Raw genomic sequence first — 16,972 nt, 5'->3', positions numbered from 1 at the left:
AGATCTTCAAAATTTGTTTGCTTATATATGACAAAAATTTGTCCGAAATGTTGATTTTTATCAATGATGACATTCGCGCACTTAGTTTAATCGTATTTCAGCTTCCATTGTTCCAGATTGGGACGATGAGACCGTTTTCGCTGAAGCTCATATTGATAAATTTTTTCACCTACCTCTCGAAAAAACGGGTATCCTATTTCTTTGTATTCGTATTTATTGTCGTTTAATACACCGTCGCTGTTTACATAAATATTTCCACTGAGCATAAACTCCACATTATTTTTGAAATCTACGATATAGCATACATCTGTAAGAAAACCATGGCTCCAGCCGGTTTTATTAAAGCTGCGGATGTAATCCGGAATTTTGCGTTCTCCGTCTCTAAAGAAGAAAAACTTGGTATAGCTATCGAAAAATGCAGAGGTATCGTATTGGGGATAACGGCTCTCCGAAGGCTTTTCAGACATATACTGATATAATTTCTGATAGTCATCTTCCGTTAAAGCAAATCTGCGCTGCGGTGCTACCGACTGTGGAAATAGTATTGAACGCATCATCAGCAGCAAATCTTCCAGAGTAGCTTTGTTGTGCATGGTAAAATCATAGGGTTCGTTGATGATGTTATCATCGGCGTCCCAGTGAGCATGTCCCATTAGTATTTTCTTACTGAAATCAAACTGGGCCTTACTTGTGGCTGGAGGCTGTGTATAAATAGTGTGTCCGTCTTTTACAAAGCGAATTTGATTGGTGTGTTTGTTTTCTTCAAAAGTCATTTTCACAAAACGGCGCGTAATACGCATGTCTTTATATCCTTTAGCCCAAAGCGTTTCGTTAAGATATTGTTGTCCGCAAAACTCATAGAGGCGGTTATAGGCATCATTGTCGCTTACAACAAAAATCTTTTTAATATAGTGGTCGATAAATGGCAATCCTGTAGGAGAGGTGCTGTCTTCGATTACGGCAGTTTGGCCGCTATAACTACTATCCGTAAGCATCGCGGTATATTTATCTATGCCTTTCTGTTTCAACGAATTAATTTTTTCCAACGCAACCAGTGCCGTGGGTAGCTTTACCATAGAGGCGGGGTAGAAATACCTCTCATTATCGACATTTAAGTAATAGTTGGTAAAATGCGGCTGATTGTTAGCATCGCGGTCAATACGGGTATAAATAACCTGATACCGATACTCCTCGGGCCGGTCCAGCACGCTTTGTAAAAGCGGTGAAGCCTGATTCCTCAAAAGGTCTTCCAACCACTTGTCGTTTTTAACCTGAGCGTTAGTGTTCATTGTCATTAAAAATACAAAATAGAAAAGGAGTAATAGATAGGGGTGCATTTCCATTGGATACAACACTTGTACAGGGCTGTCGGCATTTTTTTTCATAGGTAAAAGATAAGTCAGAAAACTGAAATGCAAATCAGAAATAGCAATTACCTTTAGCGCGCGAAAAAATCTTTCTTAAAAAAGAACCGATGAAGTCAACTCCGTTTACACAAAAGCATATGGCGTTGGGAGCAAAAATGGCTCCTTTTGCTGGGTACAACATGCCCATCAGCTACAGCAGTATTAATGAAGAACACCATACCGTACGAAAAAACGCGGGGGTTTTTGATGTAAGCCACATGGGCGAATTTATTCTAAAGGGCGAGAATGCCTTACCGCTTATTCAGCGTTTGACAACTAATGATGCATCAAAGCTAAAAAGCGGACAGGCACAATACAGTGCCCTGACCAACGAAAAGGGCGGTATTATTGATGATTTGCTGGTATACTGCATCGAAGAGAATAAAGTATATATGTTAGTGGTGAATGCCGCGAATATTGAAAAGGATTGGAACTGGATTGTCCAGCACAATACAGAAGCTCCTGCAGAAATACACAATATCTCTGATAAAACAGCACTGCTGGCGGTGCAAGGGCCTATGGCTACTGCTATACTGCAACCTTTGACGGACTTGGATATTATCAATCTTAAATATTATACATTCACGAAAGGCAAATTTGCTGGTGTAGACAATGTATTAATAAGTGCCACGGGATATACCGGAGCCGGCGGTGTGGAAATTTACTTTGAAGATAAAGATGATGCAGCCGAAAAAATCTGGAACGCTATTTTTGAAGTGGGCACGCCGAAAGGGCTGAAGCCAATAGGATTGGCCGCGCGCGATACTCTTCGCTTGGAAATGGGATATTGTCTGTATGGCAATGACCTGGATGATACCACCACACCACTGGAAGCTGGCTTAGGATGGATTACGAAATTTACTAAAGACTTTACCGCTAAAGAAATACTGCAAAAACAAAAAGCCGAAGGTGTACAACGCAAACTCATTGGTTTTGCGCTGGTTGACAAAGGTATTCCTCGCCATGGCTATGAAATTGTGGATGATACAGGTAGCACCATTGGTGTAGTAACATCCGGAACGCAATCTCCTACTTTAGGCAAAGCCATTGGATTAGGCTATGTACAAACTGCTTTTTCCGAAATAGGTACTCGTATTTTTATAAAGGTTCGTGACAAGCAGCTCGCCGCCGACGTAGTAAAGATGCCGTTTGTCTAAGAAACGACTGAATATTGAATAGACAAACGTTGTTTGTGCTTTTAGATATTAAAATCTGGTAATTCTGTATGAGTGAAAAACCTACCCTTTTTACTTCTTTGTCTCCGGCGTTATTGCATTTATACGATTTGACGGATGCTGTTGTAGTAATCATCGATGTATTTCGTGCAACATCTACCATAGCATCGGCTTTATATAACGGCGCTCAGTATGTGATACCTGTAGATGCAGTGCCTGCGGCAATTGAAATAGGTAAGAAAGTAAACGGCATTGCTGCGGGTGAGCGTGATGGAAAGTTAGCCGAGGGGTTAAGCCACGGCAACTCTCCGCTTGAATACACTCCCGATTTTATTGGTGGAAAAATACTAGTGCTCACTACTACCAACGGAACCAAATTGCTGCATATGGCTCTAGCTAATGGTGCAGGTGATATCGTTACAGGTTCCTTCCCCAACCTGTCTGTAGTTTGTAACTATTTAATTCATAAAAAGAAAAATGTAGTGTTGGCCTGTGCCGGTTGGAAAGATCGCTTCAATATGGAGGATACGCTTTTTGCTGGGGCTGTAATACATCGTGTTAAAGAACACTTCACCATTCATTGCGACAGCTCGTTTATGGCAGAAGGACTGTATGCACAGCACAAAGGTCATTTGTTGGAATTTTCAAAAAACTTTACGCACTATCATCGCCTTGTAAACCGGTTTGGATATATTGATGATATTGAGTTTTGTCTTACAGAAGATATCGCCAATGTGTTGCCGTTATATCAGGATGAAAAGTTGATAAAAGGATAACACCGGATTTTCGCAAATAGCTCAATAGGATACATTCCAAAAGGGAAAAATCTGTAAAGATACTACATTCTCTGCATCAGTTTTCCTAAAATAAAATATTCCTTAAAACATTAGGAAGAGCGGAAATCTTTCTTTTATTTTTGCCGATTGACCTTTCTAAGAAGGTCTGTTTTGTTTTCTCATAACTAAAAAGATACGTGCCCGAAAAAGGATAGATCGTTCTTGGCAAAGAGCGGGTACACAAGGCAGGGCAAGGATTATGGCATTACCGCATATTTTAAAATACGTTTATACCAACGGCACTGATGAAGTAATCAGACGCGGAAAAAAAACGCATGCCTTGGGTTTTGCAGAACTGGTAGAGTTTGATAAGCTAACCGGCAATCTCTCTTTTCGTGTTAAAGATGATACCTACAGCAGCTTTTATAAAGTGTACATACAGAAGTACAGCGACCCTAAGCTGATTTCGCTTCGTTGTACGTGCCCATATAACCTAGGTGATATCTGCAAACATGAAGTAGCCGCATTGTTTCAGTTGCAAGAACTATTAGACAAAGGCCAGTTGGGCGAAGATGTATATTATGACCAACGTCATACTGTTGTAAAACTTCGCAACCTAGATTTACGTTCTTTGCGACTACTGTGCAGTAATGAAACTTTTAATGAAGCCGAAAGATATCTGCAAAAGCATAAAGCCAAAATTGTTTCGGCTAAGGATGAAACAGTAAAGGCTATTGTAACACTGGGCGAGCAAGAATATACTGTGGTCATCCGCAAAAATGAAGAACGCAACTTCGATACCAGCTGTGATTATGAAGACACAGAATATCCGCTATGCCTGCCCAAGGTAATTGTGTTCATGCAGCTGATTAAACAACACGGTCCCAATTATTTCGATACCATTCGTAACCGTGATGTAGAAAAAAACAAGTTGTTGGAAGCTTACGGATATTCGCTTGCCGATGACCTAAAGGGGAAGTTTGAATTTGTTTTTAAAGACGGAAAGCCCTTTTTACGTGTACTCGATCCGAGTATTAAAAGAATCACTCCTTCTGCCGATGGTTCCAAACCCAAGCCGGTGCAGCCTAAGCAAGAAGCTGTAGCTGAATCGGAAGTAACCACGAAAACTTCTACCATTACCCGCCGTCTGGGGATTGTCTTTAATTTTAATAAAAAAGAATATCCTTATTTCTCGGTGGAAGTTGTTTCGGGAGAGGCCGATGAAAGTCAGAATCAGTTTGTCGGAAAAGTCGAAGTACTGGATATCTCTAAGTACATCGACACGACCACGTTTAATGAAAAAGATATTTCGCTTCTGAATACAGTAAGAAAACTTCAGGATACGGAAGTAAAAAAATATATCACACGAAACACACCGTTTGAAAATCTTTTAGACGAGCAAGAAGGAAAAGAGGATAAAAAGCTAATAAACGAATACCTGTTACCACGCATTAAAAAACTTTTGTGCGAGCCTGGGGAAAATCCCCTGGTGTACGTATTACCACAAGGGAAAAAATTTATAACACAAAATCTGCAAAGCGTAGACGCTATCGACACGCCCGTTTCTCTGGAGTTTTTCATCGACAAAGAGGGCGATACCTATACTTGCGAATCGTTGATTCGCACCAAAGGCATTGTACACGGGCTTGAAGAAAACGAGGCGCCATCACCACTTATCTATTTGTATAATCACGAGATCTTTGCCATGCCCGATGCAGACGCTGTGGAGCTGGTACAACGCTTTTTACCAGATGGTAAGATCCGCATTTCAAAAGCAGAATGGCCTCAGCAATTGCATGAGTTTGTGCTGCCCCTGGCAAAAGAATATAAGACCGATTTTGATACATCACTTTTACAGGTAATAAAAGGTGTAGATCCGGAAATAAAACTTTTCCTTGCCGAAAAAGGAGAATATCTTGTTTTCACGCCTGTGTTTTCTTACAATGGACATGAGACCAGTACCGCAGGAAGACAAGTTATGCTGATTCCTGATCAAGAAAAAATCTTGGCGATTCATCGTAATCGTGATAAGGAAAATGCTTTTGTTCAAAAACTCCAAAACCTGCATTCCAACTTTATCGTAAATGAGGAAGATGGTACACTTGCTTTGAAAGGCAAGGAGATTTTAAAAGAAAACTGGTTTTTTCTGTTTGTGGACGCGATGAAAGAAATGCAGGTTCCTGTATTTGGTCATGAGGCGCTTCGCAACTTCAGGTTTAATACAGCCAAACCGCAAACCAAAATATTTATCAGCAGCAATACCGATTGGTTCGATGCCAAAGTGGATATAATGTTTGGCGACCAACGTGTTTCCATTGCTGAAGTAAAGAGGGCTCTGGCAGCTAAGCAACAATATGTGCAGCTGGGTGATGGTACATTAGGTATCTTGCCCGAAGACTGGATTAAGAAATATGCTTTACTATTCAGAGTAGGAGAAGGGAACAATAATAAGCTGAAGCTTTCTCAATATCACAGAAGTGTTATTGACGAGCTGTATGAACTGCGCAATGAAGAAGAGTTGCAGTTTGAACTAGAAGAGAAATACAACCGCCTGAGAGATTTTGATAAAATACCGGAAGTAGAACCTCCAGAACAGTTACGGGCTGTATTACGACCCTATCAGCTGGCCGGTTTCCAGTGGCTGAATTATCTTAATAAGGTAAACTGGGGTGGTATTTTAGCAGACGATATGGGTCTGGGGAAAACGGTACAGGCTTTATCATTCTTGCAGTATTATAAAAATCAGCATCCCAACATGAAAGCCATGGTGGTATGTCCCACTACGCTTATCTACAACTGGGAAAATGAAATTAAAAAATTTACGCCGGAACTTACTTATTATATTCATCACGGTGCTGCCCGCACCCGCAATACGGCGGATATTTTACAATACGATATCACCATTACCACGTACGGCACATTGCGCAGCGATATTAAGTTTTTCTTAAACCTTCAGTTTGATTATCTGTTGCTCGATGAAAGTCAGGCAATCAAAAATCCGGCTAGCAAGGTTACACGTGCTGCATCGTTGCTGAACGCAAAGCATCGTTTGTGCATGAGCGGTACGCCGTTGCAGAACAATACCTTCGATATTTACGCGCAGATGAATTTTCTCAACCCCGGTATGCTGGGTAGCATCGAGTTCTTCCGTCAGGAGTTTGCTATTCCTATCGACAAGCTGGGTGAAGCCGATAGAAAGGAACACCTGCGAAAGCTTTTGTATCCTTTCATTTTAAGACGTACAAAAGAGCAGGTAGCTAAAGACTTACCCGAAAAGCAGGAAATGATTTTATGGTGTGAAATGGGTGATGAGCAACGTCGCATTTATGATGCCTATAGAAATGATTATCGAAATAAGATTTTAGGGTCGATAGATACTCAAGGTATTGCTAAATCGCAACTAACCATTCTACAGGGGTTGTTAAAGCTGCGTCAGATTTGCGACTCACCGGCGATCTTAAACGAAGATGAAGTTTTTGAAAATCACTCCATCAAAATTGAAGAGCTTGCCCGCGAGATTACCGAAGACATGAGCGATCATAAAGCACTCGTCTTCTCTCAATTCCTGGGAATGCTGGGCCTGATCCGTAAAAAACTCGATGAGTTGGGTGTGAAGTACGAGTATTTCGACGGAAGTACATCTGCTCCCGAACGCGAAAGAGCGATTCAAAACTTCCAGACTAATGATGAAGTACGCGTATTCCTTATTTCACTGAAAGCCGGAGGGGTAGGTTTGAACCTTACTGCAGCGGACTATGTGTATATTGTGGATCCCTGGTGGAATCCGGCAGTAGAACAACAGGCAATAGACCGTACGCATCGTATTGGTCAAACCAAGAATATTTTCGCGTATAGGATGATTTGTAAAGACACGATAGAAGATAAAATTCTACAACTTCAGGAAAAGAAAAAGGCGTTGGCCAAAGATCTCATCTCTGACGAAACCGGATTTGTGAAATCGCTTACCAAAGAAGATGTAGAGTATTTGTTTAGTTAATTCGTCTGAAGCATATATACTATAATGTCTACTTGTGCGTTATGGTATAATAAAAGTCCTTTTATTTGAGATCATATGAAATTCAGAAGACTGATATCGTTATTGATTATAGCTGCCATATTAATTGCCTTTTTTACCAATCCTAAAGAGGCCGATTTTTATAGTTTTATTCAGCCCACACTGGGTAAAACGGGATCTCCTCCGCTGATTGAGTACAAAAGCCATCTGATTTATTCCGAGGGCGAGGTAACTTATTTCAATCCTACATCTATTGATGGAAAAAAAATAGCGGCTGCTACTAAAGAAAAATACATTGGTCTTTTCGGCAGATTCTGGAAAACACAAACTAATTAAGCTTCCTGATAATTTTCTGAGCTTTTTTGTAATAAGGGGAGTGTTCGCTCACCTGTTGAGCATATTTTAAGGCAGTATCATTACGCTGCAGTTTATATGCTGCCAGCGCAGTAAAAAATGCAGCATCTTCCTTATATGCCGAAACTCCCTCGCTCAGTCGTTCCAGAACGGGTAGTGCGATTTCGTATTGAGCGGTTTTTATGAGAGCTATTGCATAAAAATATTGGATAGTTGCATCCTCCGGATTGTGCTCGGCTTGTTGTTTTAACAAAGGCAATGCTTTTTCATATTCGCCTTTATTGAACAGTTGTGCGCCCTCGTTCGATAAATCTTCGGCTCCTCTCACCACGGCTTGGGGCATTATGGGAACCTGATAATTGTCGATTCCTCCTGGAATGGACAAGAAAATAATAAGGATAGCCGCCGCTGTTGCCGCTGCAATAATATATTTCTTAAAGGACACCACTTTACCTTGCGGTTTTCTTTCAACTTTAAAATATTTGCGGGTAAGCGGAGTAAGTATATTTTTTAATTCCTGTGTTTTTTCATCTGCAGAAAGTTGTTTTTGGAGCACACGTTCGGTGTAAAGCCAATCTTCATAATCTTTTCTCAAAGCCTCATTGGTTTGCAGCTCGGCTTCAAACGCAGCACGCTCTTCCTGCGTCATCCAGCCCTCCAGATATGCTTCTATTTTTTCAAAATTGTTCATGCTGCATTATTTGTGGTTTCTAACAAGGTTAATCAGTTCGGCCATGCACAGCGATTTCTTTTTACGGAGATATGCATAGCTTACGCCCATTTGTTCCGCGAGTTGTTGTTGGGGTATTTGAGAATAGCTGGCCACAATGATTTCTCGACAACGTTCACTTATTTTTTCTAGCATCTCTAGTACACGCTGTTCTTTCTCGAATGTGTCGGCATACAGAGTGGTTGCGCTGTCATCGCTCGCGGCTATATGCGTATATCCGTCATCGATGCTTTTTGTTACCCCGCGTCGGGCATTTTTTTCAACAATATTGATCCATTTGCGCTTACATATCAGTAGAAGAAAGGCCTCCAAAGGGCAGGTCAATACGAAGTTGTCATCTTGAGCTAGCTTATACAAATCAATCAGCGCTTCTTGAAAAACGTCTCCCGCTTCTTCTTCCTTAGCTCCTTTTGAAATCAAATACGCTCTAATACCCGGAGCTGTTTTGCTATAAATTTCTTCGATAAGCCGAGCATCGTGCTTTTTAAGAGCCTCTATGTATTTATGGTCGGTATGCAAAAGCTTGATTTTGTAGCTAGCAATGTAATAAATATTTTTTAGCGCTGCGTTTTTAATCTAAATTTATACACGCTATATCAGGTAACATTTTGTCAATTTTTTTGATATACCAGAAAATACTGTTCCAGTGAGATATATTATTGCGACTTTACTGTATATAGCATTATGCAGAAGTGCTATAGCACAGCAGGCCGATAGTACCATTATTGCTAACATGGATAGCACCAATAAAGTGTCCTTTTCCATAGCATTGCCTCCACTCACTCAAATACCGGGAGCTCCAGAACCTTTTTATACTTATCTATGGGACTTTGGTGATGGACACTTCAGTACTGCCGAAAGTCCAGAACATATTTATGCCAAAGAAGGGGTGTATGATGTATATCTGTACGCAGTGAATAATTATGACGACGGAAAAAAACCCCAGCGAAAAAAGCAAAGGGTTGAAGTCAAAAAACCAGCCCCGCCGGGTTCTTTCATTGCTTCTGCTGCAGAAAGGGATTTTTTTAAGGCCAATGGTATTTTTGAGCTGAAGTATAATTGTATGGCCAAGCCCGACGATACTATGGTGCTAATAGCAGGGTGGCGTAATACGGGGCCGGAGCCTGTTAAGGGTCGGTTTTATTTATTGCTAAATGAAAAACAGTTTGAACAAACCTGTTTTGATACATCAGAGTTCAGAAGTTATGATTATACATCTCCATTAATGGCGTATAACAAAGACACTGATTTCCCCTTTGCGTTGCAATCGGCTTTACTGGTTACAGAGAGCGGGAGTCCAGCCTCTAATTTCAGTAAAACAGTAGAAGCAGTGGAAGCTTCTTCGCTTTTGTCCAGTACTTTTTCTTTATATAAAAGCGTCTTTACTGCCGATGTTAGGAATATCGATGCGGGGCAAACGGCATTTTCATTTCTACAACTGTATGTAACCCCCGATATGTTGAAGGATACCAATGCTACGCTTACCATAACCGGTGTGTATGTTCCTGAAAAAGGACAACCGGTAATGCATAAGTTGAACATCCCTGTAGTAAACTCGCACGATCCCAATAAGATGAACATTAAGGGAGGGCGCATCAGTTATCGCTTTTTGAAAAAATATAAACCCCTACATTATAAGGTTCGTTTTCAAAACAATGGAAAAGGGCCTGCCCGAAAAATTGCACTGGATATAGACTTAGCTCCAGTCCTCAATCCTGAAACTATACAGATTACCGATATGTCACCTTTCTGTCCTCCCTGTGATAGTCTGGCTGCCGTAAAACGCGGTTGCTGGGAGCTTCAGAAAAAGGAAAACGGGGCCATCTTTACTTTCCATGGCATTTACTTGCCTGGAACCAACCAGAAAGGTGTAGAAGATAAGGACAGTACTAAAGGGTTTCTGGAGTTTAGTGTAGTTACCCGAAAGAAATTAGAAAACAAACCCTTTAAGTCGCGTACGGCAATTTATTTTGATAAAAACGAGCCGGTAATTACTAATTATGCCACAGGTCGTTTCAAGAAAAGTCCCTCGCCCATTTTTATGGCGGGATATGAAAAGGCTTTTGGCAACGACGCCAAGGTAAGCGATGGTATCGTAACAGGAATCGGGATAGCCCCACTGGCACCGTATCTCCCCTATTTTCAGACAGAGTTGTATTATAAAGCTGCGGTACGTACTACTACCACCAGAATCTCTGTTCAAGAAGAGGGCTCTATTTTTATTGATTCGCTTATGAAAAGATTTGGGTACGATAGGATAGATTCGTTACAAACTACCAAAATCAGTCAGATTAAACTAATACCACTGCAGTTGCGATACAACATCAACGATTATATTTCTATCGGAGCCGGGGCTGTTGTGACGGCGGATATTGCCGGAGAGATAGAAGGAAGTAAAACGTATCATCTATTAGTAGTAAACGATCCTAATGCTCCACGAAATCCATATACCCTTTTCAATAAAGAAAGAATTAAAGCTTTCAGTAACTGGCGCGCCCGTCCGTTCTTTGACCTGCAATTAGGAAAAGTAAAACTGGGCCCCCATATAGGTTTTAGATATTATTACAACGGTAAAAACAGTAGCTTTGGGTACTTTTATGCAGGATGGCGATTGTAAAACAAGCAATACGACAGTGTAAGAAGCCTTTGCTTTTGGCGGGCACTGTGATAATGCTGTTCTTTATTTACGCCACTACTTTTCAAGACCTGATTTTCAAAGATTACAACGAACTTAAGACACAAGACGCACTAACGGACTATTTGAATCTGGCTTTTGACCAAATAGATGAAGCTCCTGTTTTGGCCAATAAAGCAGATTCTATTGTTGCCAAAATTTGGCGAAGTCCTATCACCGATGAGGAAAAATTAGCCTACTATCATTTACTCACCAATATCGCGTATCATTTGCTGCAAAGCGGGCAGATACAAGCTTCTACTCGGTGGTACGAGCAAGCATATGCTTTTTATCGGCAAGAAAAAACCAACGGTACTTTGGTGCAAGAAATGGAGGTAGAGGAATATGTTTGCAAGCCTTTGGGAAATAATTATACGCGCATTGGAGATTTCAGCAAAGCCATTCTCATACAACAAACGGCTATAGCTTTAGCCATCGAAAACGGTAAATATGAAATGCTACCGGCTTTGTATGCCAATATGGCTACTACACACTTGAATATGCAGGAGTATGAAGTGGTACAGGAAATCTGCAACAAGGGGATTAGTGCTTTACAGCAAAACGATGGGACCGCTGTATTGCTATACAACTTGAAAGCCCAAGCCTATCTAGAAATGCAGCAAAAAGATAGTGCCCGTTTATGGAACGAAAAAGCACTTCGTTTTAATTCATCCAATATCAATAATAACTGGATTGTTACTTCTTTAATTGATCGTGCATATATTCTTACTGTTGAAGACAAACAGTCAGAAGCTTTAGGCTATTTGCTTAAAGCTTGGTCGCAGAACGATTTGCTGGCTACACGAGAAAGAGCTAAGGTGGCCAACGAGATAGGCATTTGTTTACTTTCGTTGCATCGTTTTGTCGAAAGCAAAGACTGGTTTTCTCAAGCTTTAAATAACTTTAAGTTAGACACCTTAGGCTTATATCCTGATTATACAGTTACTGCATCCATGTTTGGATTGGCGAAATGCTATGAGCAACTGCACGATATAGACAGTACATCTTATTGGTATGAACAGGCGGTGCTGAACGATTATTATACGCAACAGCTCATTGACACTTGGTTGTTCAGCGAAGGAAGTATTTATTTCAATGAAACCAATACAGAGCAAGCCATAGCATGGAATCATTCTTTATACGATGCCACAAAAAAAGAAGCCTATTTAATAAAAGCCTTATGGCTTGCTGAGTTGTCAAAAGGACGAAAGCTGATGTATGAGCAACAACGTACGAGGCAGTGGCAATCGGACAGTAGTGTCACCACCTATTTGTTTGAAGCGCTTCGGGAGGACTATTTTTTGTTGGCACAAACAACCGATGAAGAACAAAAGACGCTTATTAAAAAGCGTATCGCCGAAAAAGAATATCAGCTTAGTTTGAAGGGAAACGTATTTGCTCAGTCATTATCTGCACCATCTTATCAAAAATTCGTAGACTGGCTTAATGAGATTCGTAGAGATAACACCGTAATTAGCTATTACTCTGGTAATCGTTCATTGTATATTGTTTCTGTATCAAAAGAGGACGTTAGTCATACCGTCGATACCACGAGCAGCTTCGCTGATATTTACGACTTTGTAAATACTTATTTTTATGAGGGGCCGACTGCGTTTAATAATAATCCGTATGCATATGCAAAAGCTTCTCATGCTTTGCTTCAAAAATACCTTCCTGGCATTGGTATAACTAATAACACGTCACTTATTGTATCTCCTGCGGGAGCGCTGCATCTGTTGCCGTTGGAAGCCCTCTGTTTATCAGAAAATACATTTACCTATTTAGGGTTGCAGCAGGCAGTGAGCTATCAATATTCTTTATTACAGTTGCTCAATGCACATTCCGATGAAGTATGCGCAGTTATTAATGCTTTTGCTTTTGAAAAGCCACATCTAGGGTTTCCGGCATTGCCTTCTTCAAAAGATGAAGTTGATTTTCTAGCAAAACATTTTAAAACCCAAAAATATGCTGCGGCAAAGACAGCAAATAAGGTTTTTTATGATGCGCTAAACAGTAACGACATTATACACTTGGCATCCCATGCTGTGGCGGATGATAATACCCACCAGCCTTATATTGTTTTAAAGGAAAAGCTGTATCTGGGACAGATACAATTTAACACAGCCCGATGTCCATTGATGGTGCTAGCCGCTTGTGAAACAGGAAAAGGAACAATGATACAACATGAAGGCATGCAGAGTTTGGGACGTTCGTTGCTTAGCAAGGGTGTAGGAGGTGTGCTTTCGTCGCGCTGGGCAGTAGATGATGCTGCAACGAAGACACTAATTCAGCATTTTTATAAAGAACTTGAAAAAGTAAAAACACCGGCACAGGCTCTAAAAAATGCACGCATCGCGTATTTGAAGAATCATACTCATGTGGCTGCTCAAAATCCCTGGCTGTGGGCTGCGTTTTATTATCAAGGGGTGAATCAGCCCATTATACTTCAGTCCAAAATACCTTATGGATACATTGTCATCGCCGTCGCAATGCTACTAGTTGGCCTATTTTTTATACGCCAAAAAAAATTTTTGAAAAGGGGGTAACAAATGTTTCAAAGTGTTGATATACCCATGAACAACATTTTGAAACATAAAACTAGAATCCCATGAAAAAGATATTATTATTGGCAGCGATAGCGGCAACTGTGATAGCCTGTAAAAAGAGCGATACACCCATCATGCCGGGAGCAAATGATAAAGCATCGGCCCGCATGATGGACGAATTCTTTAAAAAATACGCCCCTAAAGAAGAGGCTTTTGTATTGGATGCAGCAGCCGGCGGTACCATCACATTAAGTAGTGGAACTACCATCACTTTTCCGGCTGGCGTATTTAGAACAAAAGGAGGGGCTCCCGTAACCGGCAATGTAAATATTTCCGCAAGAGATATCCTAAAGGCCTCAGACATGATTTTGGCTAACCGTCCTACGCTTACTTCGAGCGGAGAAATGCTGGAGTCTTTCGGAGAAATCATTGTTCGCGCCAGACAAAATGGTGAAGACTTAGTGCTTGATGCCGTAAAACCTCCGTCTGTTGTAGTACCCATTGGTCTTGCAAATGCTAATGGCGAACAACCTCAAAGAATGGAAGTTCCGATGTGGGAGGGAGATACAGTTATTACCTATACTGTATCCGGACATAATCATGAAAATCAGCTTGTTACCGGTACAACACAAGTGTCCGTAAACCGCGGTATTGTTTGGGATCAAATTCCTGGTGTCGGCTTTGCTTCTGCAACATCTACTATCTTCCCGTTAGATAGGCTGGGTACCTGGTTGAATTGTGATGCATTGTATGTCGATCCTCGCCCGAAAACTACTGTATTGGGCTACTTTGGGGATAAATTTAACTGGGAAACCGGCAATAATTATACATCCAATGATCCTACATTATTGTTCTTTAAAACCAAGAATACTAATACGCTCATAAAGTTGTACAATGTAATTCTGTATCCGGCTCCTAGTAAAGAAGGCTTGTTAAGTTATCAAAACTCTATTCCGGTGGGTCAGGAAGGTACATTCCTTGCAATGAGTGCCAAAGACGGAAAGTTCTATGCTGAAATGCGCGATGTGACTATTCCTACTCCGGAAAGCGGTAAAAACTATGTTGCATATACTTTTAATCTGACAGAAGTGTCCGAAAGTCAATTGTTGAATTTGATTGACCAAATGAGCACCAAATAAACAATATATCCTCAACCCGAATCTCAAAAAGCTGCTGCAAAGCAGCTTTTTTTGTTGTCATTTATTCGGACATGAAGAGGGAATAATAAAATTGATGATTAATGAAATTAGATGCCAACAGTGTGTTGCGTTGTTCATTCTCTTATTACTTTTTAACGGTGTCAGGTACGAAAATTATATTACCATATGCAAATATGGTGTTGTAGGCCTTTTGCCTATTCAAATCTGATAGAGTCAAAAAAGATTGGGAACCGTAATAGAGTTTATTTTTCTTATCATCATTACTTTAAAAGCATTTTAAATACTTCCTTTCTCAATAATACATTCTTTCTCAGTCGAGATTCTCTAATAAACAAAGTCTCATCTGATATTAACTTATCGCTCGATATTTAAAGAGTATTGCTATCAATTTCTTCGCTGATGAATATTACCATATCGGGCAGGTATGGTAACAGATACAGTAAAATAAATGAGCAGATATATAATAATAAAATCACACAACTGGAGCTTGATTTTTCCTTGAAAAGAAATTGGGCTAAAAAGTACTATATTAAGTTTTATAGCAATGCCAATCTTAATTTTTCTTACTCAAATCAGATGAAACCGATAAGCGGTTTTAACGGTAAAATTTTAAACATCAAGAATGCACTTGGGCAGACATTCATGGTTGATAAAAAAATGAACATAGTGCTTCTTGCAGAGAATTATGTAAATAATATCTTCTCTTCTTATCAAAATAATCTCAGTTTCTTCGAGTTAAAGTCGAATTATAATATCAATAAAAAATGGAGCTGCGGTCTTGTGTTTTCCAATATAACTTACGAAAAAGGTTATAGTCATTTTATCAATACTCCATTAGTGCAATCCTTTACTCACGTTCCCCTTATTCCCAGAAGCATTCTTATAAGAGTAGGCACTAATTTTTAATGCTATTATTAAAGAGGTCGAAATTCTACCCAAAGCGTATCTTTTCTAGCGTATCTGGGCCTTCGGGTTAGGGGATATGCGCACTATTAAAAAGTAAAAGCGGATATGGCTTCTATTATAAATCTTTATGTTAAGATTATGGGTAGATGGAGAGATGGGCTTAATTTCTTGGCTAAGTTGTTTCAAGCAAAGTTCCAAAAACAAAAAAGGTCCTTCCGTAGACACGGACTGACCTCTAACGATTGCTTGCCATATGAAAAAACTTAAAAAACTTCTTTCTTGTAGATTCGCTTACACCTGATTCTTGCACTTTATCTTTCTCTCGGTGTTGAATCTGGCACAAAGTTACCACGCTTTATGGCCTGCTCAAAACCAACTTCTGCTTGATTTTGATATATTCAAGCTCTTAATATTTTTATAAAAGCCAATACAGTACTGTGTTTTAGGAGTTTTTATTATTTATGTCCAAGGTTTATTTAAACAGAATAATACACTGAAAAATGCCCTGTCCAATGCTGCTTTCGAAACCGGCAATAATGTAAAAAAGATATTTTTCAACAAAATGAAGAGAAGGGGCTAAAAACAAAAAAGGTCCTTCCGTAGACACGGACTGACCTCTAACGATTGCTTGCCATATGAAAAAAACTTAAATCCTAATATCTTTAAAAGCCTTGCGCTTTTGTTACACAAAGATACAACGGATACAGTGTGCGTATTAATAAGTTAATGTTAATTTTTAGACATCAAACCCTTAAAAAATCACCCACAAATCAGTCCTGTATTGTATTTCAGGCAGTGTCTTTAATTATGTCCAACCACCTGTTCACAAGGGGGGATGTTGATCTAAAACAAGAAAAAATGCCATTTTTTTGAAAAAAAGCATTAAAAAAAAGTTAACTGATATCAAAAATTATTATACCTTAGCAGAACCGAATAATAAAAAACATCGTTTTAGATGTTTTTAACGAACATTTTCTGAACGTGGGAAATGTTTATGACGACCTCTAATTGATTGCCTCTGACGATTGCCTGCTTATGAAAAGGTAAATGTACTGTTCCGGGTTTCATCCCGGATTTTTTATTTTGAAAGCTGATAAAACTCCCAAAACAAAAAAGGTCTTTCCGTAGAAACGGACCGACCTCTAACGATTGCTTGCCATATGAAAAAACTTGAATCCTAGTCTTGCCTTATTCTTTTTCTTTGCTGCCTGTACGCTCGTTTATCAGAAT

At 39.9% G+C, this 16,972-nt stretch carries 11 protein-coding genes; 8 read left to right on the top strand and 3 right to left on the bottom strand.

Translation table 11 applies throughout. From position 1 onward, the window contains the following. Positions 1-86: 86 nt before the first annotated feature. Positions 87-1,385: a serine hydrolase gene (locus PIECOFPK_RS02510; protein WP_409966442.1), complete on the bottom strand. Its 1,299-nt coding sequence runs from the start codon at positions 1,383-1,385 to the stop codon at positions 87-89. Positions 1,386-1,474: 89 nt separating this feature from the next. Between PIECOFPK_RS02510 and gcvT the strand changes: the two genes are divergently transcribed. From gcvT to PIECOFPK_RS02490, 4 genes are all read left to right on the top strand, one after another. Beyond that, positions 1,475-2,563 carry a glycine cleavage system aminomethyltransferase GcvT gene (gcvT, locus tag PIECOFPK_RS02505; protein WP_409966441.1) on the top strand — a complete coding sequence of 363 codons (1,089 nt, stop codon included), beginning with the start codon at positions 1,475-1,477 and terminating at the stop codon, positions 2,561-2,563. Positions 2,564-2,631: 68 nt separating this feature from the next. Beyond that, positions 2,632-3,357 carry a 2-phosphosulfolactate phosphatase gene (locus PIECOFPK_RS02500; RefSeq protein ID WP_409966440.1) on the top strand — a complete coding sequence of 242 codons (726 nt, stop codon included), beginning with the start codon at positions 2,632-2,634 and terminating at the stop codon, positions 3,355-3,357. Positions 3,358-3,616: 259 nt separating this feature from the next. After that, positions 3,617-7,354 carry an SNF2-related protein gene (locus tag PIECOFPK_RS02495; RefSeq protein WP_409966439.1) on the top strand — a complete coding sequence of 1,246 codons (3,738 nt, stop codon included), beginning with the start codon at positions 3,617-3,619 and terminating at the stop codon, positions 7,352-7,354. Between the two features lie 75 nt (positions 7,355-7,429). Continuing rightward, on the top strand, positions 7,430-7,708 hold the full coding sequence (locus PIECOFPK_RS02490; protein WP_409966438.1) for a hypothetical protein: 279 nt from the start codon (positions 7,430-7,432) through the stop codon (positions 7,706-7,708). Here the strand turns inward: PIECOFPK_RS02490 and PIECOFPK_RS02485 are convergent. Together PIECOFPK_RS02485 and PIECOFPK_RS02480 are read right to left on the bottom strand one after the other, a co-directional pair. Then, positions 7,701-8,417 carry an anti-sigma factor family protein gene (locus PIECOFPK_RS02485; RefSeq protein WP_330974774.1) on the bottom strand — a complete coding sequence of 239 codons (717 nt, stop codon included), beginning with the start codon at positions 8,415-8,417 and terminating at the stop codon, positions 7,701-7,703. The genes PIECOFPK_RS02490 and PIECOFPK_RS02485 overlap by 8 nt on opposite strands. A gap of 6 nt (positions 8,418-8,423) precedes the next feature. Further along, positions 8,424-8,975 (bottom strand): RNA polymerase sigma factor, encoded by a 552-nt coding sequence (locus tag PIECOFPK_RS02480; RefSeq protein ID WP_330974773.1) that lies wholly within the window; start codon positions 8,973-8,975, stop codon positions 8,424-8,426. Positions 8,976-9,102: 127 nt separating this feature from the next. Here PIECOFPK_RS02480 and PIECOFPK_RS02475 point away from each other — a divergent pair, with 127 nt between their 5' ends. From PIECOFPK_RS02475 to PIECOFPK_RS02460, 4 genes are all read left to right on the top strand, one after another. Continuing rightward, complete coding sequence (locus PIECOFPK_RS02475; RefSeq protein ID WP_409966437.1) at positions 9,103-11,073, top strand: PKD domain-containing protein; 1,971 nt, start codon at positions 9,103-9,105, stop codon at positions 11,071-11,073. After that, positions 11,061-13,676 (top strand): CHAT domain-containing protein, encoded by a 2,616-nt coding sequence (locus PIECOFPK_RS02470; protein WP_409966436.1) that lies wholly within the window; start codon positions 11,061-11,063, stop codon positions 13,674-13,676. The genes PIECOFPK_RS02475 and PIECOFPK_RS02470 overlap by 13 nt, the downstream gene beginning before the upstream one ends. A 62-nt stretch (positions 13,677-13,738) precedes the next feature. Then, positions 13,739-14,815: a hypothetical protein gene (locus PIECOFPK_RS02465; RefSeq protein ID WP_409966435.1), complete on the top strand. Its 1,077-nt coding sequence runs from the start codon at positions 13,739-13,741 to the stop codon at positions 14,813-14,815. Between the two features lie 420 nt (positions 14,816-15,235). Further along, entirely contained in the window at positions 15,236-15,742 is a 507-nt protein-coding gene (locus PIECOFPK_RS02460) for a hypothetical protein (RefSeq protein ID WP_330974769.1), read from the top strand. Positions 15,743-16,972 lie beyond the last annotated feature (1,230 nt).

This window comes from Chitinophagaceae bacterium C216, from assembly GCA_028485475.2.
Lineage (GTDB): Bacteria > Bacteroidota > Bacteroidia > Chitinophagales > Chitinophagaceae > Niabella > Niabella composti.
Note: the sequence above shows the minus strand (reverse complement) of the source record. Positions and strands in the feature narration are given on the sequence as shown.